The sequence below is a fragment of the Polymorphobacter sp. PAMC 29334 genome, assembly GCF_019431245.1.
Taxonomy (GTDB): domain Bacteria; phylum Pseudomonadota; class Alphaproteobacteria; order Sphingomonadales; family Sphingomonadaceae; genus Polymorphobacter_B; species Polymorphobacter_B megasporae.
The window spans coordinates 3,212,147-3,235,609 of record NZ_CP080243.1; the positions used below are offsets into that span (position 1 = coordinate 3,212,147).

General features: G+C 66.5%; 23 protein-coding genes. 9 read left to right on the top strand and 14 right to left on the bottom strand.

The features are described from left to right. Window positions 1-12: 12 nt before the first annotated feature. Window positions 13-1,821, top strand: coding sequence for a translation elongation factor 4 (gene lepA, locus KZX46_RS18855; protein ID WP_216709267.1), 1,809 nt, complete (start codon window positions 13-15; stop codon window positions 1,819-1,821). 47 nt (window positions 1,822-1,868) lie between these two features. Here the strand turns inward: lepA and KZX46_RS18860 are convergent, their stop codons facing one another. Next, complete coding sequence (locus KZX46_RS18860; RefSeq protein ID WP_219775250.1) at window positions 1,869-2,267, bottom strand: PIN domain-containing protein; 399 nt, start codon at window positions 2,265-2,267, stop codon at window positions 1,869-1,871. A gap of 5 nt (window positions 2,268-2,272) precedes the next feature. Beyond that, window positions 2,273-2,533, bottom strand: coding sequence for an antitoxin (locus KZX46_RS18865; RefSeq protein ID WP_219775251.1), 261 nt, complete (start codon window positions 2,531-2,533; stop codon window positions 2,273-2,275). Window positions 2,534-2,683: 150 nt separating this feature from the next. Here KZX46_RS18865 and clpA point away from each other — a divergent pair, with 150 nt between their 5' ends. After that, a complete protein-coding gene (clpA, locus tag KZX46_RS18870; protein WP_219775252.1) occupies window positions 2,684-5,050 on the top strand; it encodes an ATP-dependent Clp protease ATP-binding subunit ClpA in 2,367 nt (788 codons plus the stop codon). A gap of 252 nt (window positions 5,051-5,302) precedes the next feature. On the opposite strand, the gene KZX46_RS18875 is transcribed toward clpA, so the two are convergent. Continuing rightward, the gene (locus KZX46_RS18875; RefSeq protein WP_219775253.1) at window positions 5,303-5,809 is read right to left on the bottom strand and encodes a hypothetical protein; all 507 of its coding nucleotides are present in this window, start codon (window positions 5,807-5,809) and stop codon (window positions 5,303-5,305) included. 17 nt (window positions 5,810-5,826) lie between these two features. Beyond that, a complete protein-coding gene (gene recG, locus KZX46_RS18880; protein WP_219775254.1) occupies window positions 5,827-7,893 on the bottom strand; it encodes an ATP-dependent DNA helicase RecG in 2,067 nt (688 codons plus the stop codon). A 146-nt stretch (window positions 7,894-8,039) separates the two neighbouring features. Between recG and KZX46_RS18885 the strand changes: the two genes are divergently transcribed. The 3 genes from KZX46_RS18885 to mfd all read left to right on the top strand — a co-directional run bounded on the left by KZX46_RS18885 (window position 8,040) and on the right by mfd (window position 12,395). Next, window positions 8,040-8,318, top strand: coding sequence for a succinate dehydrogenase assembly factor 2 (locus KZX46_RS18885; RefSeq protein WP_370647490.1), 279 nt, complete (start codon window positions 8,040-8,042; stop codon window positions 8,316-8,318). A gap of 118 nt (window positions 8,319-8,436) precedes the next feature. After that, window positions 8,437-8,799, top strand: coding sequence for an endonuclease domain-containing protein (locus KZX46_RS18890; protein WP_255615147.1), 363 nt, complete (start codon window positions 8,437-8,439; stop codon window positions 8,797-8,799). Then, window positions 8,799-12,395 (top strand): transcription-repair coupling factor, encoded by a 3,597-nt coding sequence (gene mfd, locus KZX46_RS18895; protein WP_219775256.1) that lies wholly within the window; start codon window positions 8,799-8,801, stop codon window positions 12,393-12,395. Before KZX46_RS18890 ends, mfd begins: the two co-directional genes overlap by 1 nt. A 132-nt stretch (window positions 12,396-12,527) precedes the next feature. Here mfd and KZX46_RS18900 read toward each other — a convergent pair whose 3' ends face one another. From KZX46_RS18900 to KZX46_RS18915, 4 genes are all read right to left on the bottom strand, one after another. Next, entirely contained in the window at window positions 12,528-13,529 is a 1,002-nt protein-coding gene (locus KZX46_RS18900; protein WP_219775257.1) for a hypothetical protein, read from the bottom strand. Between the two features lie 438 nt (window positions 13,530-13,967). Then, window positions 13,968-14,849, bottom strand: a complete 882-nt coding sequence (locus tag KZX46_RS18905) for an alpha/beta fold hydrolase (protein WP_219775258.1) — start codon at window positions 14,847-14,849, stop codon at window positions 13,968-13,970. A 27-nt stretch (window positions 14,850-14,876) separates the two neighbouring features. Further along, on the bottom strand, window positions 14,877-15,287 hold the full coding sequence (locus KZX46_RS18910; protein WP_219775259.1) for a VOC family protein: 411 nt from the start codon (window positions 15,285-15,287) through the stop codon (window positions 14,877-14,879). Further along, the gene (locus KZX46_RS18915; RefSeq protein ID WP_216708680.1) at window positions 15,284-15,604 is read right to left on the bottom strand and encodes a DUF1465 family protein; all 321 of its coding nucleotides are present in this window, start codon (window positions 15,602-15,604) and stop codon (window positions 15,284-15,286) included. Before KZX46_RS18915 ends, KZX46_RS18910 begins: the two co-directional genes overlap by 4 nt. Before the next feature lie 141 nt (window positions 15,605-15,745). On the opposite strand from KZX46_RS18915, the gene KZX46_RS18920 reads away from it, so the two are divergent. Then, window positions 15,746-16,231 carry an Hsp20 family protein gene (locus KZX46_RS18920; RefSeq protein ID WP_219775260.1) on the top strand — a complete coding sequence of 162 codons (486 nt, stop codon included), beginning with the start codon at window positions 15,746-15,748 and terminating at the stop codon, window positions 16,229-16,231. 44 nt (window positions 16,232-16,275) lie between these two features. On the opposite strand, the gene KZX46_RS18925 is transcribed toward KZX46_RS18920, so the two are convergent. Both KZX46_RS18925 and KZX46_RS18930 read right to left on the bottom strand, forming a co-directional pair. Further along, window positions 16,276-16,965 (bottom strand): hypothetical protein, encoded by a 690-nt coding sequence (locus KZX46_RS18925; protein ID WP_219775261.1) that lies wholly within the window; start codon window positions 16,963-16,965, stop codon window positions 16,276-16,278. Between the two features lie 120 nt (window positions 16,966-17,085). Continuing rightward, complete coding sequence (locus KZX46_RS18930) at window positions 17,086-17,283, bottom strand: YdcH family protein (RefSeq protein ID WP_216708677.1); 198 nt, start codon at window positions 17,281-17,283, stop codon at window positions 17,086-17,088. A 198-nt stretch (window positions 17,284-17,481) separates the two neighbouring features. Here KZX46_RS18930 and KZX46_RS18935 point away from each other — a divergent pair, with 198 nt between their 5' ends. Next, complete coding sequence (locus KZX46_RS18935; RefSeq protein ID WP_216708676.1) at window positions 17,482-17,640, top strand: DUF465 domain-containing protein; 159 nt, start codon at window positions 17,482-17,484, stop codon at window positions 17,638-17,640. On the opposite strand, the gene dksA is transcribed toward KZX46_RS18935, so the two are convergent. From dksA to KZX46_RS18955, 4 genes are all read right to left on the bottom strand, one after another. Next, window positions 17,641-18,090 carry an RNA polymerase-binding protein DksA gene (gene dksA, locus KZX46_RS18940; RefSeq protein WP_216708675.1) on the bottom strand — a complete coding sequence of 150 codons (450 nt, stop codon included), beginning with the start codon at window positions 18,088-18,090 and terminating at the stop codon, window positions 17,641-17,643. It abuts the gene before it with no gap. Window positions 18,091-18,185: 95 nt separating this feature from the next. Further along, window positions 18,186-19,085: an NlpC/P60 family protein gene (locus KZX46_RS18945; protein WP_219775262.1), complete on the bottom strand. Its 900-nt coding sequence runs from the start codon at window positions 19,083-19,085 to the stop codon at window positions 18,186-18,188. Beyond that, complete coding sequence (locus tag KZX46_RS18950; RefSeq protein ID WP_216708886.1) at window positions 19,048-19,380, bottom strand: MarR family winged helix-turn-helix transcriptional regulator; 333 nt, start codon at window positions 19,378-19,380, stop codon at window positions 19,048-19,050. Before KZX46_RS18950 ends, KZX46_RS18945 begins: the two co-directional genes overlap by 38 nt. A 155-nt stretch (window positions 19,381-19,535) precedes the next feature. Beyond that, window positions 19,536-20,936, bottom strand: a complete 1,401-nt coding sequence (locus tag KZX46_RS18955; protein WP_219775263.1) for a M17 family metallopeptidase — start codon at window positions 20,934-20,936, stop codon at window positions 19,536-19,538. A 261-nt stretch (window positions 20,937-21,197) separates the two neighbouring features. On the opposite strand from KZX46_RS18955, the gene KZX46_RS18960 reads away from it, so the two are divergent. Both KZX46_RS18960 and KZX46_RS23055 read left to right on the top strand, forming a co-directional pair. Then, window positions 21,198-22,568, top strand: coding sequence for a hypothetical protein (locus KZX46_RS18960; RefSeq protein WP_219775264.1), 1,371 nt, complete (start codon window positions 21,198-21,200; stop codon window positions 22,566-22,568). 132 nt (window positions 22,569-22,700) lie between these two features. Continuing rightward, window positions 22,701-23,405, top strand: a complete 705-nt coding sequence (locus KZX46_RS23055) for a PEPxxWA-CTERM sorting domain-containing protein (protein ID WP_226896061.1) — start codon at window positions 22,701-22,703, stop codon at window positions 23,403-23,405. The last annotated feature ends 58 nt before the right edge of the window (window positions 23,406-23,463 follow it).

The following is a 23,463-nucleotide window of genomic DNA, read 5'->3' on the forward strand; positions in this document are numbered from 1 at the left end:
TAGAGCGTGGCGATGACCGCCCCCATCGACCGCATCCGCAATTTCTCGATCATCGCGCATATCGACCACGGCAAGTCGACCCTCGCCGACCGGTTGATCCAGCAGACCGGCGGGCTGACCGCGCGCGAGATGAGCGAGCAGGTCCTCGACAACATGGATATCGAGCGCGAGCGCGGCATCACGATCAAGTCGCAGACCGTCCGGCTCGACTACAAGGCGAAGGACGGACTCGATTACGTCCTCAACTTGATGGACACGCCGGGGCACGTCGACTTCGCCTATGAGGTCAGCCGCAGCCTTGCCGCGTGCGAGGGCGCGTTGCTTGTCGTCGACGCGGCGCAGGGGGTCGAGGCGCAGACGCTGGCGAACGTCTACCAGTCGATCGAGCACGACCATGTCATCGTGCCCGTCATCAACAAGGTCGACCTGCCCGCCGCCGAGCCCGAGCGGGTCAAGCAACAGATCGAGGATGTCATCGGCATCTCGACCGACGACGCGGTGCTGACCAGCGCCAAGACCGGCATCGGCATCGACGACGTTCTCGATGCGATCGTCCGGCTCATCCCGCCGCCGAAGGGCGATCCCGCCGCGCCGCTGAAGGCGATGCTCGTCGATTCGTGGTACGACCCGTATCTCGGCGTCGTCATCCTCGTCCGGGTGATCGACGGGTCGTTGCGCAAGGGCCAGCAGATCGTTTTCATGGCCGAAGGCACCCAGCACCTCGTCGACCGCGTCGGCGTCTTCCGCCCCAAGATCGAATTGCTCGACACGCTCGGGCCGGGCGAGATCGGCTTTATCACCGCGCAGATCAAGGAAGTCGCGCAGACCAACGTCGGCGACACGATCACCGACGCCAAGCGCCCGGCGGCGGTCGCGCTGCCCGGCTTCAAGACCGTCCAGCCGGTCGTGTTCTGCGGGCTGTTCCCGGTCGACGCCGCGGACTTCGAGAAATTGCGCGACAGCCTTGGGCGGCTGCGGTTGAACGATGCTAGCTTCAGCTTCGAGACCGAATCGTCGGCGGCGCTCGGCTTCGGTTTCCGCTGCGGGTTCTTGGGGTTGCTGCACCTCGAGATCATCCAGGAGCGGCTGACCCGCGAGTACGACCTCGACCTGATCACGACCGCGCCGTCGGTGGTCTACAAGATGCTTATCCGCGACGGCAGCCTGATCGAGCTCCACAACCCGTCGGACATGCCCGATCCGAGCACGATCGAGCTGATCGAGGAGCCGTGGATCGAAGCGACGATCTTTACCCCCGACGAATATCTTGGAAGTATCCTCAAGCTGTGCCAGGACCGGCGCGGCATCCAGACCAACCTGACCTATGTCGGCGGGCGCGCGCAGGTGATCTACGAACTGCCGTTGAACGAGGTCGTATTCGACTTCTACGACCGGCTGAAGTCGATCAGCCGCGGCTATGCCAGCTTCGACTACCACCAGATCGGCTACCGCGAGGGCGACCTCGTCAAGATGACGATCATGGTCAACGCCGAACCGGTCGACGCGCTCAGCATGATCGTCCACCGCGACGCCGCCGAGGCGCGCGGGCGTCACATGTGCGAGCGGATGAAGGACCTCATCCCGCGGCACCTGTTCAAGATCCCCGTCCAGGCGGCGATCGGCGGCAAGGTCATCGCCCGCGAAACCATCGCCGCGATGCGCAAGGACGTGACGGCGAAATGCTACGGCGGCGACATCAGCCGCAAGAAGAAGCTGCTCGACAAGCAGAAGGAAGGCAAGAAGCGGATGCGCCAGTATGGCAGCGTCGATATTCCGCAGGAGGCGTTTATTGCGGCGCTGCGAATGGGGGATGCGAACTGAGGTCGTAAGCTAGTCCACTTGGCCAACCTTGACTGCGCAGCGGTGCATCATTCTGCCGGCGACGGCCAAATTTCGAGCTTGAGGCCGGGGGCATCGCGGAAGTCACTGCCATTCATCGTGATCACTGTCAGGTCATGGACCAAGGCAGTCGCGGCGATCATCCGATCGAGGATGCGCGGTCGCGAATACCCCGCCACTTCGACGATCCGGCGATAGGCGGCGAGTTCGGGAACGCCGAAGTCGAGAACCGTAAGATTGCGGGTGATCGAGTCGACGCGCGATCGCCGGAACTCGCGGAGTTCGGAAAAGCGGATGACGCCGCCCTCCAGTTCGACGCGCGAAACGATCGACAATAGCGGCAGGCTGTCGAGCGAAGCGACCCGCTCGGTCACCGCGTCGTGCAGGTCGCGAAGATGGATCGCGATATTCGTGTCAATCAGAAACATCGACACTACATATTAGGCCGCTCGGGGATTTCGTCGGTATCGCGAATTTCGAGGACGCCCGGTGCTGGCAATGACCGTAGTTCGGCGATGAATGCCGTGAGCTTGGCCTTTTCCTCAGCCGCATCGAACACCTGGCGGATCACCACCTGACGCCCAAGTCGCTCGATTTCAACCTCGGCACCCTCCTCGAGCCCGAACGCTTTCGGCAAGCGAACGGCAACGCTGTTCCCGCTGCGAAAAACCTTGCTTCGAACGGTTGCGGTCACAGTCGGCGACTCCTCGGTATAGCCGGTATATACCCCCTCCCCGCGACGAAACCACCCCCCCGAAACCACCCCCTTGCACTCTGCCCTAACCGGGATGACATTGTGGAGGCAGGCGGCGCTGCCCCTCAGCGGCCGCCCCGGGAGAAGTCCATGCCCGCTTTCACGCGCGAACTCGAACACACGCTGCATAACGCCCTCGCCGAGGCGAGCCGCCGTCATCACGAATATGCCACCCTCGAGCACCTCCTGCTCGCCCTTGCCGCCGACAGCCATGCCGTCGCGGTGATGAAGGCATGCTCGGTCGACGTCGAGGAACTGGCTTCGAACGTCACCAAGTATCTCGACACCGAGCTTAATGCCCTCAAGGCCGACGCCTCGGTCGATCCGTCGCCGACCGCGGGCTTCCAGCGCGTCGTCCAGCGCGCGATCCTCCACGTCCAGTCGTCGGGCCGCGAGGAAGTCACCGGCGCAAACGTGCTGGTCGCCTTGTTCTCCGAGCGCGAGAGCCACGCGGTATTCTTCCTCCAGCAGCAGGACATGACGCGCCTCGACGCCGTCAGCTTCATCGCTCACGGCATCGCCAAGTCGGGCCAGTCGGAGACCCGCGCGGTCAAGGGTAGCGGTCCGGCCAAGGATGAAGAGCCCGAGGAGAAGCCGGCGAAGGGCGAGAAGAAAGGCGGCGCCGAGAGCGCGCTCAAGCAGTTCACCGTCAATCTCAACGAGAAGGCGAAGATCGGCAAGATCGACCCCCTGATCGGGCGTCATGCCGAGGTCGACCGGACGATCCAGATCCTCTGCCGCCGGTCGAAGAACAACCCGCTGTATGTCGGTGAGCCGGGCGTCGGCAAGACCGCGATCGCCGAGGGCCTCGCGCGCAAGATCATCGAGGGCGACGTCCCCGATGTGTTGAAGCCCGCTGTGATCTATTCACTCGACATGGGCGCGCTGCTCGCCGGTACGCGGTATCGCGGCGACTTCGAGGAGCGGCTCAAGAACGTCGTCAACGAGCTCGAGAAGCTGCCGCACGCGGTGCTGTTCATCGACGAGATCCACACCGTCATCGGTGCCGGGGCGACGTCGGGCGGCGCGATGGATGCGTCGAACCTGCTTAAGCCGGCGCTGTCGAGCGGCGCAATCCGCTGCATCGGCTCGACGACCTACAAGGAGTTCCGCAATCACTTCGAGAAGGACCGCGCGCTGCTGCGGCGCTTCCAGAAGATCGACGTCAACGAGCCGACGGTCGAGGATGCGATCAAGATCCTGATGGGCCTGCGGTCGAGCTACGAAAAGCACCACCAGCTCAAGTACACCCCCGAGGCGATCAAGGCGGCGGTCGAGCTGTCGGCGCGCTATATCAACGACCGCAAGCTGCCCGACAAGGCAATCGACGTGATCGACGAAACGGGCGCGTCGCAGATGCTTGTCCCCCTCGCCAAGCGTAAGAAGGTGATCGGGGTCAAGGAGGTCGAGGCGGTCATCGCGACGATGGCGCGGATTCCGGCGAAGTCGGTTTCGACCGACGACAAGAAGGCGTTGGGTACGCTCGAAGCCGACCTCAAGCGCGTCGTCTTCGGGCAGGACAAGGCGATCGAGCGGGTGTCGTCGGCGATCAAGCTCAGCCGTGCCGGCCTGCGCGAGCCGAACAAGCCGATCGGCAACTATCTGTTCTCCGGTCCGACCGGTGTCGGCAAGACCGAGGTGGCGAAGCAGCTCGCGCACATCCTCGGCATCCCGCTGACGCGCTTCGACATGTCGGAGTATATGGAGCGTCACTCGGTCAGCCGGCTGATCGGCGCGCCGCCGGGCTATGTCGGGTTCGACCAGGGCGGTCTGCTGACCGATGCGGTCGACCAGAACCCGCACAGCGTGCTGCTGCTCGACGAAATTGAGAAGGCGCATCCCGACCTGTTCAACATCCTGTTGCAGGTGATGGATAACGGCAAGCTGACCGACCACCACGGCAAGACCGTCGATTTCAGAAATACCATCTTGATCATGACGACCAACGCCGGGGCGTCGGACATGGCGCGCGAGGGGCTGGGCTTCGGTGCGGCGTCACGCGAGGGCGAGGACGAGGAGGCGATCAAGAAGATGTTCACCCCCGAATTCCGCAACCGGCTCGATGCGGTCGTGCCATTCGAAAGCCTGCCGCCATCGGTCATCATGCGCGTCATCGACAAGTTCGTGCTCCAGCTCGAACTCCAGCTTCAGGAGCGCGACGTTCACATCGCGCTCGACGAGCCGGCAAAGGAATGGCTGATTGCACGCGGTTACGACAAGACGATGGGCGCGCGGCCGATGGCACGGCTGATCCAGGAGAAGATCAAGCAGCCGCTCGCCGAGGAACTGCTGTTCGGCAAGCTCGTCCGCGGCGGCGAGGTCCGGGTCCATGTCAAGGACGATGCTCTCGCGTTCGAGATCATCAAGGCGGCTCCTAAGCCGAAGCGGGTCAAGAAGGGCGCCGGCCCGGATGCCACCCCCGCAGCAGAGACCGGCGAACCGCTGGTCGAAGCGTAAAGACCTGTCTCCCCCGCGCGGCGGACCGTTGCGCGGGGGGGAATCGGCGCCGTACGCGGCGAGCGAAACGGCCCGCCGATGCGACGCGACACTGCGCCTCTGAGGCCTGCACCAGCAGACGTGCCCCTCGCTGCCGGTTTGGGATGTAATTAGACCTTCAGCTGGATCACAGTGTCGGCATATTGTCATCCCCGCGAAAGCGGGGATGACAATATGAATCCGCTACCAAATCGCGCACTCTGAACCGCTCGGCTAATCCCGCCCGCTCGCCCACGGCCGCCAGCCGTCAAGGCGATTCTCCAGCGCCGCCAGGTCGGTCGGCGATCGGCCCGCCGCGAGCGCCGCCGCGACCGCCGTTGCCGCCGCGATCGTCCGCTGGTCACCGCGCTGCTGCGCTCGCCGCGCCCACAGCCATGCCGTGTCGCGATCCGCGGCGATGCCCTTGCCCGCCGCCATCGCCTGCGCGAGCGCGAGCTGCGCGGGCGGATAGCCGCGCTGCGCCGCGCGATAATAATAGGTTACCGCCGTCGCGGCGTCGGAGCGAACGCCCTCGCCCCTTGCGTACATCGTCCCCAGCATCGTCTCCGCAACCGCCGAATCGCGGTCGGCGAGCGCGGCGAACTGGGTTCGCGCCGCGGCAAAATTCCCGGCACGATACGCGTCTATACCCGCGTCGAGCGCCGTCGCGACGGGGGTCGACGCAGGGGGCGCGGGCGACACGGCGAGCGCGGCGGCGGCGAGGAGGAAGATAAACGGCATGCAGGTGGCTTAAACCTTCAGCCCGATCGCAACAACCCAACGGCTGCATCGCGCTCGAACAGATACAGCAGAACCCGCGCCGCCTGCCCGCGCGGACTGTCGAGCCCGCCGTCGCGGTCGAGCAGCAACCGGGCGTCGTCACGGGCGATGCCGATCAGCCGCGCGGTCCGCTCGGGGTCGGCGAGGCGAAAGGCGGCATCGCCCGACTGCTTCGTCCCGAGGATTTCGCCCGCGCCGCGCAGCTTCAAATCCTCCTCGGCGATGCGGAAGCCGTCATTGGTCTCGCGCATCAGCGCCAGCCGCGCCTTCGCCGTTTCCGAGACGACGTCGCCGCGTAGCAGCAGGCAGACCGACTTCGCGCTCCCGCGCCCGACCCGCCCGCGCAGCTGGTGGAGCTGCGCCAACCCGAAGCGCTCGGCCGCCTCGACGATCATCAGCGTCGCATTCGGCACGTCGACCCCGACCTCGATCACCGTCGTCGCGACGAGCAGCTTGATCCGATCGGCGGCGAAGTCGGCCATCACCGCATCCTTCTCCTGCCCCTTCATCCGCCCGTGGACGAGCCCGACGGTGTCGCCGAAGCGCGCGCGGAGCATCGCCGCGCGGGTCGTCGCCGCCGCCTCGTCGCCGGTCTCCGTTCCCTCGACCAGCGGGCAGACCCAATACGCCTGCCCCCCCGCCTCGACGTGGCGCGCGAGCCCGGCGACGACATCCTCGATCCGGTTCGCGGCGACGACGCGCGTGTCGATCGGCTGGCGCCCGGGGGGCAGCTCGTCGAGTTTCGACACGTCCATCTCGCCGTACGCGGTCAGAGCCAGCGTCCGCGGGATCGGCGTCGCGGTCATCACCAGCAGGTGCGGCGGGGTGTCAGCCTTGGCGCTGAGCATCAGCCGCTGGTGGACGCCGAACTTGTGCTGCTCGTCGACGACGACGAGCCCGAGGTCGCGGTACGCCACCGCCTCCTGGAAGATCGCGTGGGTGCCGATCAAGATATCGATGTCGCCGGTCGCCAGCCGCTCGAGCAGCGCGGCGCGTTCGCGCCCCTTGTCGCGACCGGTCAGGATCGCGACGCGGACGGGCAGGTCTCCGAGCAGCTCGGTCAGCTTGGCGTGGTGCTGGCGCGCGAGGATTTCGGTCGGCGCGAGGAACGCTGCCTGGCTCCCGCTCTCGACTGCGGTCAGCATCGCCGCCAGCGCGACCATCGTCTTGCCCGCGCCGACGTCGCCCTGAAGCAGCCGCAGCATCGGTGCCGACTGCTCAAGGTCGCCGCGAATTTCCTCGATCGACCGGCGCTGCGCCCCTGTCAGCGGCCACGGCAGTTGCGCGACCAGCGCCCCGGTCAGCGCCCCTGTCCCCGGCAGCGCCCGCCCGCGCCGCCGCCGCGTGCTCGCCCGGACCAACAGCAGCGCGAGCTGGTTGGCCAGCAGTTCGTCGTACGCCAGCCGGTCGTGCGCGCTGCTGTCGTCGCGCAGCGCGTGCGCCGCCGCCAGCGCCGCGCGCCACGGCGTCCAGCGGGTCCGCGTGAGCACGCTCGGCTCGATCCATTCGGGGAGCTCGGGGGCACGTTCGAGCGCGGTCTCGACGAACGACGCCATCCGCCGGTTGGTCACGCCCTCGGTCAGCCCATAAACCGGCTCGCGCGGCGGGATCGTGTTCGCCGCCTCGGGGGCGACGACGAAATCGGGGTGCGCCATCTGCAGCCACTGGCCGTAGCGGTCGAGCTTGCCCGATATGACGCGCGCTTCGCCGACCGGGAGCAGCTTGCGCGCATAGCCCCCGCCCTGTCCGAAATAGACGAGCGCGATGTACATGTTCACCGCATCGACGCACTGGACGCGGAATGGCGCGCGTGCGCCGCCGCTTTCGTAGCTGACCGGGGTCACGGTGATGGTTATCGTCCGGTCGACATACGCCTCGTCGAGCGCCGCCAGCCGGACTCGCTCGATCGCCATGACGGGCAAATGGAAGACGAGATCGATCGCCCGCGTCAGCTTGAGCCGCGCCAATTGCCGCACGAGCGTCGGCCCGACGCCCTTGAGGGCACCGGCTTCGGCGAACAGCGGGTTGAGCAAGGCGGGGCGCATGGCTATGTCACACCGCATAGACGAACGCGCTCGCGGGGTGAACCGGCGGGCGCGTATTGGCGTTTCGGGCTTGCGCCCGGTGTCAGGATGCCGGGCTTGCGCCCGGTGTTAGAGTGCCGGGCTCGCGCCCGCTGGTGGAGGCTGGAATGGCAATGAACGATCTCGAATTCCGCCAGCGCCGCCTCGCCTTCCGCGCGTGGCACCGCGGCACGCGCGAAGCCGACTTGATGATCGGGGGGTTCGCCGACCGCCACGCCGCGTCGTGGGGCATCGCGGAGATCGACTGGTTCGAGGCGCTGCTCGAGGAGCAGGATGTCGACATCATGGCATGGGCGATCGGGAAAGCCGTGCCCCCCGAGCGCTTCGAGGGCGAGCAGATGGCGGAGATGCGGAAGCTCGATTATATCGCGCGGTCGATGCGGTGAGCGCGGCCTCCCCTCTCTTTCTGCCTCCCCTCCCCTTCAGGGGAGGGGCCGGGGGTGGGGCAGTCGCCACGCAATGACCGCCCGATTGGACCCCCGCCTCCGTAGCTTTGCGACCAGCATGCGCAACGACCCGACGAAGCCTGAAGCCGTGTTATGGAGTCATCTTCGCGCGTCGCAGACGGGTTACAAGTTCCGGCGGCAGTCGGTCATCGAGTCTTACATCGTCGACTTCTTCTGCCCGCTGGTCGGACTCGTTGTCGAACTCGACGGGGCGACGCATCGCGCCGAACAGGATATCCGCCGCGATGACGACTTACTTCAAAAAGGTTTCAAGGTTTTGCGCTTCGGCAATGCGGAGGTCTCCGCTGACATCGATCGTGTCCTCGACGCGATTTTCGTGACCGCGCGGGCGATGCCACCTCGCTTCGGGCCCCTGCCCCACCCCCCGGCCCCCTCCCCTGAAGGGGCGGGGGGGCAGTAATGCTCGACCTGAAATCCCTCATCTCCGCGCGCGAGTCGCTCACCCTCGCCGGCTGCGTCGCAGGTTACCAGCCGTGGCTAATGGCCGATATCGCGCGCGCCGCGAAGGGCCGCGCGGTGTTCATCGCTGCCGACGACAGTTCGGCGCGCGGGATGCTCGACGCGGTGACCTACTTCGCCCCCGAGATCGAGACGGTGTATTTCCCGGCGTGGGACTGCCTGCCGTACGACCGTGCGTCGCCGTCGATGCGCGTGTCGAGCGATCGGCTGGCGGCGCTCTCCGCTTTGGCCGCCCCGACCGACAAAGCGCAGTTGCTCGTCACCACGGTCAACGCCGTCCTCCAGCGCACCCTGCCCCCGGCGCGGATCAAGGACCTGACCGCCGAGATTAAGCCCGGCGCGCGGATCGACCGCGACAAGCTTGCGGCGATGCTGACCGCGAACGGCTATGTCCGCACCGACACGGTGTTCGAGGCGGGCGAATACGCCGTTCGCGGCGGACTGCTCGACCTGTTCGCCGCGGGCGACTCCTACGCGCTGCGCCTCGACTTCTTCGGCGACGAGATCGAGACCGTCCGCCGCTTCGACCCCGCCACCCAGCGCACCGTCGAAACCGCGAAGGGCTTCTCGCTTTTGCCGGTCAACGAGGTGCTGCTCAGCGACGACAGCATCAAGGCGTTCCGCAAGGGCTATCTCGACGCGTTCGGCGCGACCGCGACCGGCGATCCCTTGTACGAAGCGATCTCCGACGGGCGGCGGCTGGCGGGGATGGAGCATTGGCTGCCGCTGTTCGAGCCGGGCCTGTCGACGCTGTTCGACTATCTCGGCGATGGCGCGGTCGTCGTCCGCGAGGCCGGGACCGACTCCGCCGCCGACGCGCGGTTCGAGGCGATCGAGGAGTATCACGACAACCGCAAGGCGGCGCTGACGGCGAAGAAGGGCAGCTACCGCCCGCTCGAACCCGCCGCGCTCTATCTCGGGCGCGACGAGTGGACCCGGTTGCTCGCCGGGAGCCGCGCACATCTGACCTCGCCGTTCGGCGTCCCCGACGGCACCCGGCGGACGATCGACTGCGAGACCACCCCGCCGCGCGACTTCACCCCGGAGCGGACCGCGCAATCGAACGTCTACGAGGCGGTCAAGACGCACATCGACCGGCTCCGCGTCGAAAAGCGCCGGATCATCCTCGCGAGCTATTCGAACGGCTCGCGCGAGCGGCTGAGCGGGCTGCTCGGCGATCACGGCGTCGAAAAGGTCGCGACGGCGGATTCGTGGCAGGAGGCGCTGGGGATCGCCGCCGACGGCCGCGTCGCGCTCACCGTCCTCCCGCTCGATCACGGCTTTTCGCAGCGCGACGTCGCCGTCCTCACCGAGCAGGACATGCTCGGCGACCGCCTCGTCCGCCGCCGCCGCTCGGCGAAGAAGGCCGATGCGTTCATGGCCGAGCTGGCGATGCTGTCGCCCGGCGACCTGCTCGTCCACAAGGACCACGGCATCGGCCGCTACGAAGGCCTGTTCGCGGTCGACATCGGCGCGACCAAGGCGAGCCGCGCGCCGCACGATTGCGTCATGCTGAGCTACGGCGGCGGCGACAAGCTGTACGTCCCTGTCGAGAACATCGACGTCCTGTCGCGCTACGGGTCGGAGTCCGAGGGCGTCGCACTCGACAAGCTCGGCGGCGTCGCGTGGCAGGCGCGCAAGGCGAAGATGAAGGACCGCATCCGCGAGATCGCGGGTGAGTTGATGAAGACCGCCGCCGCCCGCGCGCTCCGCGAAGCCGACGCCGCCGTCCCCGATCCGCAGGGCTATGCCGAGTTCGCCGACCGCTTCCCGTACACCGAGACCGAAGACCAGATGAAGGCGATCGACGACGTCTTGGGCGACCTCGCGTCGGGGCGCCCGATGGACCGGCTGATCTGCGGCGACGTCGGCTTCGGCAAGACCGAGGTCGCGCTCCGCGCCGCCTATGCCGCGGCGATGAGCGGCCAGCAGGTCGCGATCGTCTGCCCGACGACGCTGCTCGCACGCCAGCATTTCTCCGGCTTCAAGGAGCGCTTCGCCGGGCTGCCGGTCGAGATCCGCCAACTGTCGCGCCTCGTCACCGCCGGCTCGGCGAACGAGGCGCGCGCGGGCCTCGCCGACGGCACCGTCGACATCGTCGTCGGCACCCACGCGATCCTCGCCAAGTCGATCGAGTTCAAGCGCCTCGGCCTCGTCATCGTCGACGAGGAGCAGCGCTTCGGCGTCACCGCCAAGGAGCGCCTCAAGAACCTCAAGACCGACGTCCACGTCCTGACGCTGACCGCGACGCCGATCCCGCGGACGCTGCAGATGGCGCTGACGGGCCTGCGCGAACTGTCGATCATCGCCACCCCGCCGGTCGACCGCCTCGCCGTCCGCACCTACGTCATGCCGTGGGACGAGGTCGTCCTGCGCGAGGCGCTGCTCCGCGAGCATTACCGCGGCGGCCAGAGCTTCTTCGTCACCCCCAAGATCGCCGAACTCCCCGACATCGAGGAATTCCTCCGCAAGTCGGTCCCCGAGGTCACCTTCGTCACCGCGCACGGCCAGATGGCGCCGAGCGAGGTCGAGGAGCGGATGAGCGCGTTCTACGACCGCCGTTACGATGTCCTGCTGTCGACGACGATCGTCGAGAGCGGCCTCGACATCCCGAGCGCGAACACGATGATCATCCACCGCGCCGACCGGTTCGGCCTCGCCCAGCTCTACCAGCTGCGCGGGCGCGTCGGGCGGTCGAAGACGCGGGCGTATGCGTACATGACGACCCCCGCCGACCGGATCATCACCGAGACCGCCGAAAAGCGCCTGCAGGTGTTGTCGAGCCTCGACAGCCTCGGCGCGGGCTTCCAGCTCGCCAGCCACGACCTCGACATTCGCGGCGCGGGCAACCTGCTCGGCGACGAGCAGTCGGGGCACATCCGCGAGATCGGCTTCGAACTCTACCAGTCGATGCTCGAGGACGCGATCGTCGAGGCCCGCGCGGGCGCGGCGGGGCTCAAGGTCCCCGAGGAAGGCTTCTCCCCCACCATCACGATCGACGCCGCGATCCTCATCCCCGAGGATTATGTCCCCGACCTCAACCTGCGGATGGCGCTGTACCGCCGCTTGAACGAGCTCGAGGACCGCGCCGCGATCGACGGCTTCGCCGCGGAAATGATCGACCGCTTCGGCTCGCTGCCGATGGAAGTCGCCAACCTGATCCAGGTCATCGAGATCAAGCAATATTGCGTCCGCGCCAACATCGCCAAATTGGACGCCGGGGCGAAGGGCGCGCTCGTCACCTTCCAGAACGACAACTTCCCCAACGGCGGCGGCCTGATGGACTATGTCGCGAGGCTCGGCGACCGCGCCAAATTCCGCCCCGACCAGAAGCTGTTCGTCGGCGGCGAATGGAGTGACACCGCGGCCCGGCTTAAGGGCGCGATGGCGCTGGCGAAGGGGCTGGCACGGATCGCGGGCGGGGCGAGCGTCAAGCCGGCGGAACCGAAGGCGGTGGCGGCGAAGCCGAAACTGGCGAGCAAGCCTGCGCCGATGCCGGCGCGGCCGAGCGTGTTCAAGGCGAAGGGGCGGCGGTAGGGTCGCAGGTTAGGATGGATAAACATCTTAGTATCCGGACCAACGACATTCGCCCGAAAGTCGCTGTCATTGCAAGCTGTACGTGCCTCGCACCGCGGCCCAGCAGTCATCATCGCAGGCCGATAGATGTACTTAGAACGGGACGTCGGCGTCATCGTCTAGTGACCACGGATAATTTGTCTTGGGGAGCTTGGCTTTCTTCGGCACTTCGAGCCGGTACGCAATATAAAGATTCAAGATGTGGTCTCGATCCATAAACATGATTTGGCTCCGTTGTGATTTATCCAATACTCCGCCAAGCCAGTTCCGCGCTGCCTTGGTTATTTCTCCACCAGCTACTATAAAGGCGTGATCCACGAGCGCTTTTTTGTTGGTGTCGCTGTCAAAAACCTCATGTCCTAGCATCATAAGAACCTGATTATAGATTTCGGCCATATTTGCGTTCGTACCCTTCGACGCACCTGCCGCATCAAGTTTACCCTTCTTGGCCTGAATGCCAAAGTAGATCACGTGTTCAGTTGGCATCTTGTATCTCATCCACAAGTCTTTGCCATATTCGAGCGCCTTGTCTTTGTGACCTACGCTAGTAATTCTCTGATAGCCAAGATATCGAAACGTCGGCAGAAGCACTTCTTCAATTAGCTCGTCCTCTGAGCATTTGTCGAGATACACGATTAAGAGTTCCCGTTTCTCAACCTCTGCGGGCGTGAGCGGTCGATAAAGATTTACTGTTACTGAGACGGTCTTAGTCTCAGTGTGGCGGACATAGAAAATGCTGTCCTCCCCGTAGTACCCCTCGAATCCTTCACGATTCAGTGGAACATTTAAGGCCGCCAGCGCTAGAATGCGGCCATCGTCGCCCGTTTGCGCTTCCCTTTTGTCCATCAGCGTACGCAGCACGAGAGCGAAACGCTCGGGCAACTGGTTGGCCCCGGGCAGTGAGTCGTTCAGCAGCTCAGCGAGCACCGCTTCGGTCCATGGCACTCTTGATGAGCCATCGTGGAAATATTCGAGTTCACATTCTTCGAAGAAACGAGTGATATATTGACTAGTTCTGTAGTGAAACCATTTGTGATTTTCGTTTCCCACTACCATTTCGGCTATAAGTCTGAGATTACGAGACTTGAACTGCATAGCCCATCCTAATCGCCGTTATTCCAGGATGCGCCACCCGAATCCCTCTTATAAACGTTCGGACAAGTGGAGCAGGTTCGTGTTGCAAACTGACCTCAATTAGATTGAGGCAGCATTCACTAACGCGCGCCCATAGGCAATGTCGGCGGCTTCTCTCCCCCGTCGTTGAGAACGGCCTCAACTTTCCCTATTAAGGCCTGTTCGTAATCTACACGTGCGCGTCACACCCGACAAACAAACCGCTGTCCTACACCCTGGCAGATACGTCAGGCTCGCCCGATGTCCGCACCCTCTCCCCAGCCCAGCCTGCCGCCGTTGCCACCTCGTGCGTGGCGAGTTCATTCGTGCCGCCTCAAACATTTCAAATCGGGCATATTATTTCGCGCTAAGTGAGTTCGGCGCAATTTCCAGCACGTGTTTAGTGTTACCTCTGTTACCTTAGCCCCTCATCCGAAGAAGTCGAGCAGCGCGGCCAGCGTCTCCTCGGGCCGCTCCTCGGGGAGGAAATGGCCGCAGTCGAGGCTGTGGCCGCGGACGTCGGCGGCGTAGTCGCGCCATGTCGCCAGCGGGTCGAGCGCCGCAACCCGCCCGTGTTCGCCCCACAAGGCCAGCAGCGGCGCGGCGATCTTGTCGCCCGCGGCGATCGTTGCCGAGTCGTTGGCGTAGTCGATCGTTGCCCCGGCGCGGTAGCACTCGCAGGTCGCGTGGATCGCTTTCGGGGGTGGCGAAGGTGCGGCGGTATTCGGCGCGGGCTTCGGGGGTGAAGGCGTCCTTTACCCCGGCCCAGTTGCCGAACGCCATGTCGAGCCATGTGTCGACCGCGCCGCCGATCAGGTTTTCGGGGATTGGTTGCCGCTGGATCAGGAAGAACCAGTGGAAATAGCCCGTCGCGAGCGCGCGGTCGGTGGCGTCGTAGACCTTCTTGGTCGGCACGATGTCGAGTACGGCGACACGCTCGACGGAATCCCCGTGATCGAGCGCCATGCGGTACGCGACCCGCGCGCCGCGGTCGTGCCCGGCGACGGCGAAGCGGTCGTGGCCGAGGCTCGCCATGACCCCGGCGAGGTCGTTGGCCATCACGCGCTTGGAGTAGTTGCCGTGGTCCGTGTCGCCCGCGGGCTTGGCGCTGTCGCCGTAGCCGCGCAGGTCGGGGGCGACGACGGTGAAGCGCTCGGCCAGCGCCGGGGCGAGCTTGTGCCACATGACGTGGGTCTGCGGGTACCCGTGGATCAGCAGCAGCGGCGGGCCGCTCCCGGCGGTCCAATAGGCGATGTCGACGCCGTCGGAGTCGAACGTGTCGCGGGTGAAATCGTCGAACATCGGGGCTCCTCAGGCGTGACGTGGCCGCTAACGGGCGAACAGCTGGCCAATGTCCTTGAACGCCTTGAACTCGAGCGCGTTGCCCGCCGGATCGAACAGGAACATCGTCGCCTGCTCGCCGGTCTCGCCCTTAAAGCGGATATGCGGCTCGATCTCGAACTGCTGGTTCGCCGCGACGAGCCGGTCGCGCAGGGCTTCCCAGTCGTCCCAGCCGAGGACCAGCCCGAAATGCGGCACCGGCACCGCGTCGCCGTCGACGGCATTCCGATGGATCAGCGAGCCGGGGGCGAGGTGCGCGACGAGCTGGTGGCCGTAGAGGTCGAAGTCGACCCACGTCTCGGCCGACCGGCCCTCGCCGCAGCCGAGCGCGCCGCCGTAGAAACCGCGCGCGGCGGCAAGATCGTCGACTGGAAACGCGAGGTGGAAGCGCGGCGTCATTCGGCGAAGGTCCTCATGTACAGGTCGCGGACGCCAGCGACGATCGCCCGCCCGGGGCCGCCCATGCGTTCGGGGACGGGGGCGAAATCGCGCGGGCGGACCAGCGGCGTGCCCCCGGCCTCGCGGACGATCAGCGCGCTGACGACCTCGAGCAGCCGCGACGTCACCCGCAGCGATTCGGTCGCGACGGCAAGACGGCTTTCGGGGCGCAGCCGGGCGCGCGCGGCGTCCCCCTCCCCGCCGGGGTCGAAATACTGGCGTGCCTGCGCCGCGAGCGTCATCGCTTCGGCGTATAATGTTTCCGCGGCAGGCTCCATTTTTCGAGCATGGCATGGTTTGCGAGGGCCTTGAAGTCCCACTGCGCCTCACCAGATTCCGGGGGTCGCCTCGCCTATCGGGGGGCGGCGCTTCCCGGCCCATCGGGCGGGAGGATCATTGCTTTGCTAAAAGGATGAACCATGCGCACGTTCGATATTTCCCCGCTGCTCCGCGCCTCGGTCGGGTTCGAGAACCTCAACCGGCTCGTCGACCTCGCCTCGCGCGGCGATGCCAGCGACAACGGCTATCCCCCGTACAACATCGAGAAGACCGGCGACGGCAGCTACCGCGTCGCTATGGCGGTCGCGGGCTTCGCGCGCAACGAACTCGACCTGACCGTCCAGGAGAACACGCTGATCGTCACCGGCAACGCATCGGAGGAGGCCGCGTCGCCTGAGCGCCAGTATCTCCACCGCGGGATCGCCAAGCGCGCGTTCGAGCGCCGCTTCCAGCTTGCCGACACGATCAAGGTGACCAACGCGAGCTACGCCGACGGCCTGCTCAACATCGATCTCGTCCGCGAGATCCCCGAGCACAAGAAGCCGCGCAAGGTTGAAATCGGCGATGTCGCCGCGACCCAGCCGGCGATCGACGCCCAGGCCGAGCCGGCGAAGCTCGCCGCGTAAGCCGCAATCGACGGGGCCGGTTCGCCGGCCCCGTCACACGTCGCTCAGATCGGCGCCCCGGCGGTCCGGGCCAGCGCCGCGAAGGTCGGCCCGGCCGCCCAGTCGCTCCCGAGCTGGATCGCGACGAAGGCAGCGAGCATCGCCGGGAACGGCCACGCCAGCCGCCCGCCGCGCAGGTCGAGCACGATCGCGACCACAAGGACGGCTTCGATCGTCCAAAACATCCACGGCAGGGCACCGGCGAGGCCGTGGAGCGCCGGGATCTGCTCGCCGTACAATCGGCCAAGCGCGGGCCCGAGCCCGATCAGGATCGTCGACCCCATCAACCGCGCATGCAGCCGCCGCTGCCGCCGATAGGCGAGGCCCAGGCCATAGGTCGCGACGAACAGCAGCAGCAGCATGACGTCGAGGAACAACAGGCTGAGCCGCAGGTCGCGCGGAAACGGCTCGACCCCGACGAGCTCAACCCAGACCATATAGCCGCTGGTCGCCATCAGGACCGCGAACAGGCCGAGCGACAGCCAGCCGAGCCTTTCGTGCAGGCGGTGATTGCGACGGCCGATCAGCAGCGACTGGGCGACGAGCAGGACGACCCACAAGGTCGAGGCGATGCCGTGAAGCGTGTGCCAGACGTCGTTGCTCGCAGGGTCGCCGTAAAAGGTCGGCCAAAAGCCGGCGAGGATCGCCGCAAAACCGGCGAGGAAGAAGATGTAGGCCGACCCCGTTCGTGCCAATGTCGCGATTCCCCCCGGCAGCAGGCGGGAGCGATGGCCCCGACCGTCGAGGACAATGGCCTGGCGACGGCGCCCGATGCAAGCCGATGGTGAGAACCGTGCTGTCCCGATGAAGCGGCGTCAGGCGATGATGTCGGGGACGAGCCAGTCGTGGACCACCGCGATCTCGTCGCGCAGCCGCAGTTTCCGCTTCTTGAGCCGCGCCAGCTGAATCTGGTCGTGTCCTGGCAACCCACGCAGTGCATCGATCGCGGCGTCGAGGTCGCGGTGCTCCTGCGTCAGGATATGGAGCCGCGCCTGCAGTTCCGTCTCATCCATCCGCCGTCCTCCCGCACCCGAGTCGTCGCCGGTCAGCATAGCAGCTTGGTCCGCCGCGCTATCCGCAATCTACCGCTGGTAGGTACGCGCCGTCCGCCGCCCAGAATACGCAGTCCGGCGCACGACAGGAAAAATGATGCGACTTTTTCCCGGCCCCGTGATTGTTTCATTGCCCACCAGCCAGTCGAAGGGAACGACATGACCAATGTCCACCGCGCATCGCTGTCGACCAAACATGCTTCGCTCGAAGCCCAGCTTGCCCGGGAGGCGCTCGCCCCCCTCCCCGATACCTTGCGGATGGCCAAGCTGAAGAAGGAAAAGCTGCGATTGAAGGAGCAGCTCGTCCAGCCGGCGTAGCTACTCGTCCCGGGTAACGCGCTCGGCGCGCTCGTGACGCTCCTGCGCTTCGAGCGTCATCGTCGCGATCGGGCGCGCCTCGAGCCGCTGGAGCGAGATCGGCTCCCCGCTGACCTCGCACCAGCCGTAGTCGCCGGTATCGATCCGGCGCAGCGCGGCCTCGATCTTGGAGATCAGCTTGCGCTGGCGGTCGCGGGTGCGAAGCTCGATCGACCAGTCGGTCTCGGTAGCGGCGCGGTCGGTGACATCGGGTTCGCGGAGCGATTCAACCTGCAGCGTGGCGAGCGTCTCGCGCGCCTCGGCAAGGATTGCCTCCCGCCAATCCAGCAACTTACGCTGGAAATACGCGAGCTGGCGCGGATTCATGAACGCCTCGTCGGGCGACGGCACGTAGCGCGTGTCCGGCGGCGACAACGTGGCATCGATCTGAATTGTCGGTGACCCTGACATCGACCCTCGACTCCCGCCTGGAACGCATAACGCTATTCGAAACCGCCCCGACGCGGCCTGTAGCGAGGATCATGCGGCGGAACAAGTGGTTGAGATTACCGGGCGTCAACCATTGACCGCCGGTATCCGACCGGCTCGATCCGGGCGACGACATCGGCGAGCGGTTCGACGACGGCCGCCATCCAATAGGCGTTGGCGTGGACCAGCGTGAGCGGGTCGGCGAGAATCCCGACATGGCCCGGAAAGACCACGAGATCACCGCGTCGCCGGTTGGCGGGGTCGACCGGGGCGAAGGCGTCGCGCTGCTGGTCCGAATCGCGCGGGCAGGCGATTCCGTGTGCGATCAGAACAGCTTGGGTCAGGCCGGAACAGTCGATCCCGTCGCGTGTCCGGCCGCCCCAAACGTATGGCGTACCGATGAAGCCGAGCGCGATCGTCACGGGATCGAGGCTCTCGGCTATCGGGTTACCCAGTTCGCTGACGTGACGGCGGTGAACGAACCCTCCGCCCGCTGCGACGAAGTCCGCCCCGGCTGCGCTGGCCGCGAGCCGGGCGTTGAGCGGTAACGACCCCACAACCCGCGTCTTGATGTCGGGCCGGGCGAAAATCGCGGCAGTCGGAGCGGTGACCCGGTGCGTCGGCGACACCATACCCGGTTTGATCGCACTTGCGCGCACCCACCCGACGTACGAATCGTGGTCGCATTGACCCCAGGCCCAGCCATGCGCGACGTCGAATACGGTGAACTTCTCGCCGAACAACACGGCGCTGACAGCGGTCGCATTATCTTCGGGCGCGGTCCGTAGCATCGCCGCGGCGACCACGGCATGCATGACGACGCCATCGGCAAAGCGCGGCGCGACGACGATCCCCGCCAATCCGATGTCGGCGAGATCGGGCCGGACAGCATGGGTTCGCGGGTCGAGCCGTCGCGACGGGCCCGCGAGGTGCGCCTGTCTAATGCGACGTCCGCCGTCCGGTACGCTTGTGATCATGCCCCTCCGTCCGCTCGATCAGTTCGGCGAACTCCTCGAGGAAGGCAAGGCCCGTCGGCGTCTGCTCGACGAAAATGTTGCGCAGGTCGCTGTCGTCTTTCTGGCGGCGGAGGTAGCCGAGCGCGCCCAGAGTATTGAGCGCGCGCGTCACGACCGGCTTCGAGACGTGAAGACGGGCGGCAAGTCCGCGAACTGTGTGGGGCCCGGGGAGCAGATAGACCACCATAAGCAGCGCCATCTGGCGGTTGGTGAGGTCAGGTCGCGCCGACTGAACATAGTCGATCAGCGTTCCCATCCAGGCGGCGAGTGGTTCGCCAGTCATATCATGGTCGGCGGCAGCACTCATTTGGCAATCCTCGCACTGGGCGCGCCGTCACCGACGCGGGCGTTAAAGTCATTAACTGTTTGAGGTCGGTACTTGTTTCCTCGCTGATATGATTTCTTACCAGTTCAGTACGAAGGTGTACCAAACTCGTCTATGGCGAAACGATTTTGGAGCATCGACCACAAGGCGCGCAAGCCCGTTGCCGCTCCGCCCTTTGGCCGCCCGGGCTTGGCCACCGGGTTCCATGCGAACAGGTCGACGTGCGCCCATGGCACTCCGGCCGCGACGAATCGGTCGAGGAAAAGCGCCGCTGTGATGCACCCGGCGAAGCCTCCCTCCCCCGAATTATCGATGTCGGCGATGCCCGATTTGATCATCTCGGCATACGGCGCCCACAGCGGCATCCGCCATAATTGATCGCGCGCGGTGACGCCGCCAGCGAGGATTTCGGCAGCGATACCATCACTATGGCTGAACAATGCAGGCAGGTCGGGGCCGAGCGCGACCCGCGCCGCGCCGGTCAGCGTCGCCATGTCGAGCAGCAGGTCGGGCGCATCTTCCTGCGCCAGCGCGAGCGCGTCGGCGAGGATCAGCCGCCCCTCGGCATCGGTATTGCCGACCTCGACGGTAATTCCGGCGCGCGTCCGCAGCACGTCGCCGGGGCGGAAGGCATTTCCCGCGATCGCGTTCTCGACCGCCGGGACAATCAGTCGCAACCGCACCGGCAGCCCCGCGCCCATCACCAGCCGGGCCAGCGCCAGCGCATGCGCCGCACCGCCCATGTCCTTCTTCATCAACCGCATGCCGCTCGCCGGCTTGATGTCGAGCCCGCCTGAATCGAACGTCACCCCCTTGCCGACGAGCGTCAGCTTCGGGTGCGCCGGGTCGCCCCACGTCAGGTCGATCAAGCGCGGGCCAACCGCGGCGGCGCGGCCGACGGCATCGATCGCGGGGAAGCCGGTGCGCAGGTCGTCGCCAGTGATCACGTCGACGATCGCGCCGAAGCGCTCGCCCTCGGCGCGGATCGCATCGGCAAGCGCGGCGGGGTCCATGTCGCCCGCCGGGGTGTCGACGAGATCGCGGACGAGCGCGGTCGCCTCGGCGAGCTGGACCGTCGCGTCGATGCTCGCGGTGTCGGGTGTCAACAGGATGCGAGGGGCTGCCACCTTTGGCGCGCGGTAGCGGTCGAAGCGATGCTGCGCCATCAGCCAGCCGAACGCCGCCGGCCCCGGTGCCGCGTCGGCAAGCCGGTAGGTTCCTGCCGGCAATTTTTCCGCCGCCGCCGCCAGCGCCCACGGATCGAGGCGATCGACCACGCCGGCCAGCACCGACCAGTCGCCGGCAGCATCCCCGCCGACGATCACGACCTCCCCCGCACCGCCGACGAAACCCGCCGCATCGACCGCCACCCGCGCCCGGTCGCTCGCCGCCGCCAGCCAGTCTGCGAGGCCCGCCGAGTCGACGAGCGCGATCGTCCGCGCGGGTTGACCGGTGTCGGCGACGAGGAGCGAGGTGAAGTCGGTCATGAGGTCACCATCGCAAGGCGACCGGTAAATCTCGCAGCATGTCTCAACGGTCGGTGAGTTGCCGCCGAATGGTGGGTACGCGGCGTGCTGCTGGCGGTGCTGATTGGCTTCATTCGACACGCTAACCCGCGCCGCATGTTTTGCGACAGCGAAATATGCAGCGCGCCTGCGGTCGGCTCGTTCGTCGCTTGGGGTAGCGCAACCCTCTGCTACGCCGTAACAATGATCGTCGCAGTGCAGGCGTGGGGGCCGCTAAGCAGAATGGCTGATTCGCCGCCAAACACCGCGCTCAAGGGCTGGAAGTCGATCGCCGATTATTTCGGCCGCGACCAGAGCACGGTGATGCGCTGGGCGGCGCAGCGCGGGTTGCCGGTGCGGCGGATGCCCGGCGCGGGGCGCTCGTCGATCTATGCCCTGCCCAACGAACTCGCCGCGTGGCTCCAGAGCGAGAGGCCGGGCGGGGCATTGGCGACCCCTGCCGACATCACGCCGGTCGCGACCGACATCGCCGCACCCCCTGCGCCAGTCGGCACTGCCGGGGGGGGTCGACGGCGGCGACTGGCTTATGCCGGTGCCGGTGCCGTGGCCGTTGCCGGCGCTGTGGTCGCGGCCATCGTCATCTCGATGCGTGCCCCGGTCGCTTCTCCATCCCGCCCCGCCTTCGCCGATCCCGCCGTCGAACGCGACTATCTCGCCGCAACGTACGACCTCGACCTGCGCTCTCCGGCCAGCCTCAACCGCGCGGTCGGCGAGTTCGGCGCGGTCATCGCCCGCGATCCCGGTGCCGCCCCGGCGTACGCGGCGCTCGGCGAGACCTACCTCATGCTCCGCGAGTACACCGCGTTCCCGAGCGATACCGCGTACCGTGCCGCCGCCGCTGCCGCCCGGGCGGCGGTCGCGCTCGATCCCGGGCTGCTCGCGGCGCATCGCGTCCTCGCCTTCGTCGCCTTCTGGGGCAACCTCGACCTCGCCACCGCGCGCGCCGAGTTCGCCCGCGCCCGCGCGATCGCTCCCCGCGACGCCCAGACGTGGCACTGGTACGCGACCGCGCTCAGCGCCAACGGCGAGGCGGCGGCGGCATTGGACGCGATTGGCGAGGCACGGCGGCTCGAGCCGCAGTCGACCCCGATCGCCGCCGACTATGGCCTGATCGCCTACCTCGCCGGGCGTCGCGACGAAGGCCTCGCGGCATTGCACGCGGTTGCGGCGGGGTCGCCGTCGCACATGTCGAGCCACCGCTACCTTGCCGATCTCGCCCTCGCGCGCGGCGACGGCGCGACGTATCTCGCCGAGGCAGCAATTGCGTGCCGCTTGAAAGGCGACGCTCGTGAAGCCGCCGGGCTCGCGAGCGATCGCGTCGCGTTTCAACGCGGTGGCGAAGCCGGGCTGCTCGAGGAAATCGCGTCACGAATGGCGGCGACCGGCCAGCATTTCGATCGCGCCCGGATCGCCGCGCTCCAGGGCCGCCGCGATTTCGCGCTCGCCGAATTGCGTGCGGCAGCCGCTGCGCATGAGACGGGCATCGCGGGCCTGCCGGGCGAGGTCATGCTCCGCAGTCTCGCGGGCGACCCGATGTTCGACGCGATGCGGCGGCGCGCATCGCTCGCCACCGGGGCAGACGGCACCGTCTGACCCTGATTACGCGGCGCTGCAGCAAGATGCAGGCTCGTGCCGGTTCATGCCGGAATACGAATCTTCGTCAATGCGACATTAACCCTGTGTGCCGAGGCGGCACGGCGGCAGATCGCTAACAGGAGATAGTCAATGAAACAGCTTTGGTTGCTTGGCGGCGCGATGGCGCTGATCGGATCGGCGCTCCCCGCCGGAGCAGTGTCGGTCTATTCGAACGATTTCGAGCACGTCAGCACGACGGGCTTCACCGGAGCCGGCAGCATCGTCGCCGCGCCGTCGGGCCAGCATTTGCTCGGGCCGCTCGCCAACGGCGGCACCGCGACACTCACCCTCAATACTGCAGGCCTGACGTCGGTGACGCTGTCGTACGACCTGTACGCGATCATGACAGTCGATGGCGACGGGCCCTTCGGCGGCAACAGCGTCGCCAACCCCGACTCGTTCGTCGTCGGTGTCGTCGGTGGCCCCGGCCTGCTCAACAACAGCTTCGCCAACTTCGCGGGCGACACGCAGAACTATCCGGTCGTCGGCAGCCCCGACCAGAGCGGGGCAAGCGCGATCAACACGCTCGGCTACGGCAATTCGGGCGACGCGACCTACGGCTTCTCGCAGACCTTCGCCGTCCATGGCGCGACGACGCAGATCAGCTTCACCAGCAACACCAATCAGGGCACCGGCGACGAGTTTTACGGGCTCGACAATGTTCGTGCGACCGGGGTCGCGGCGATCGGCGGAACGGTTCCCGAGCCGGCGAGCTGGGCAATGATGCTGGCCGGGTTCGGCCTGATCGGTGGCGTCATGCGGCGCCGTGCCGGCACGGTCAGCGTCGCGGCCTGAGCGGGGAAGCGGCGGCGACCGGAACCTCCGGGCGCCGCCGCCAGCCTGCCGCGAAGCG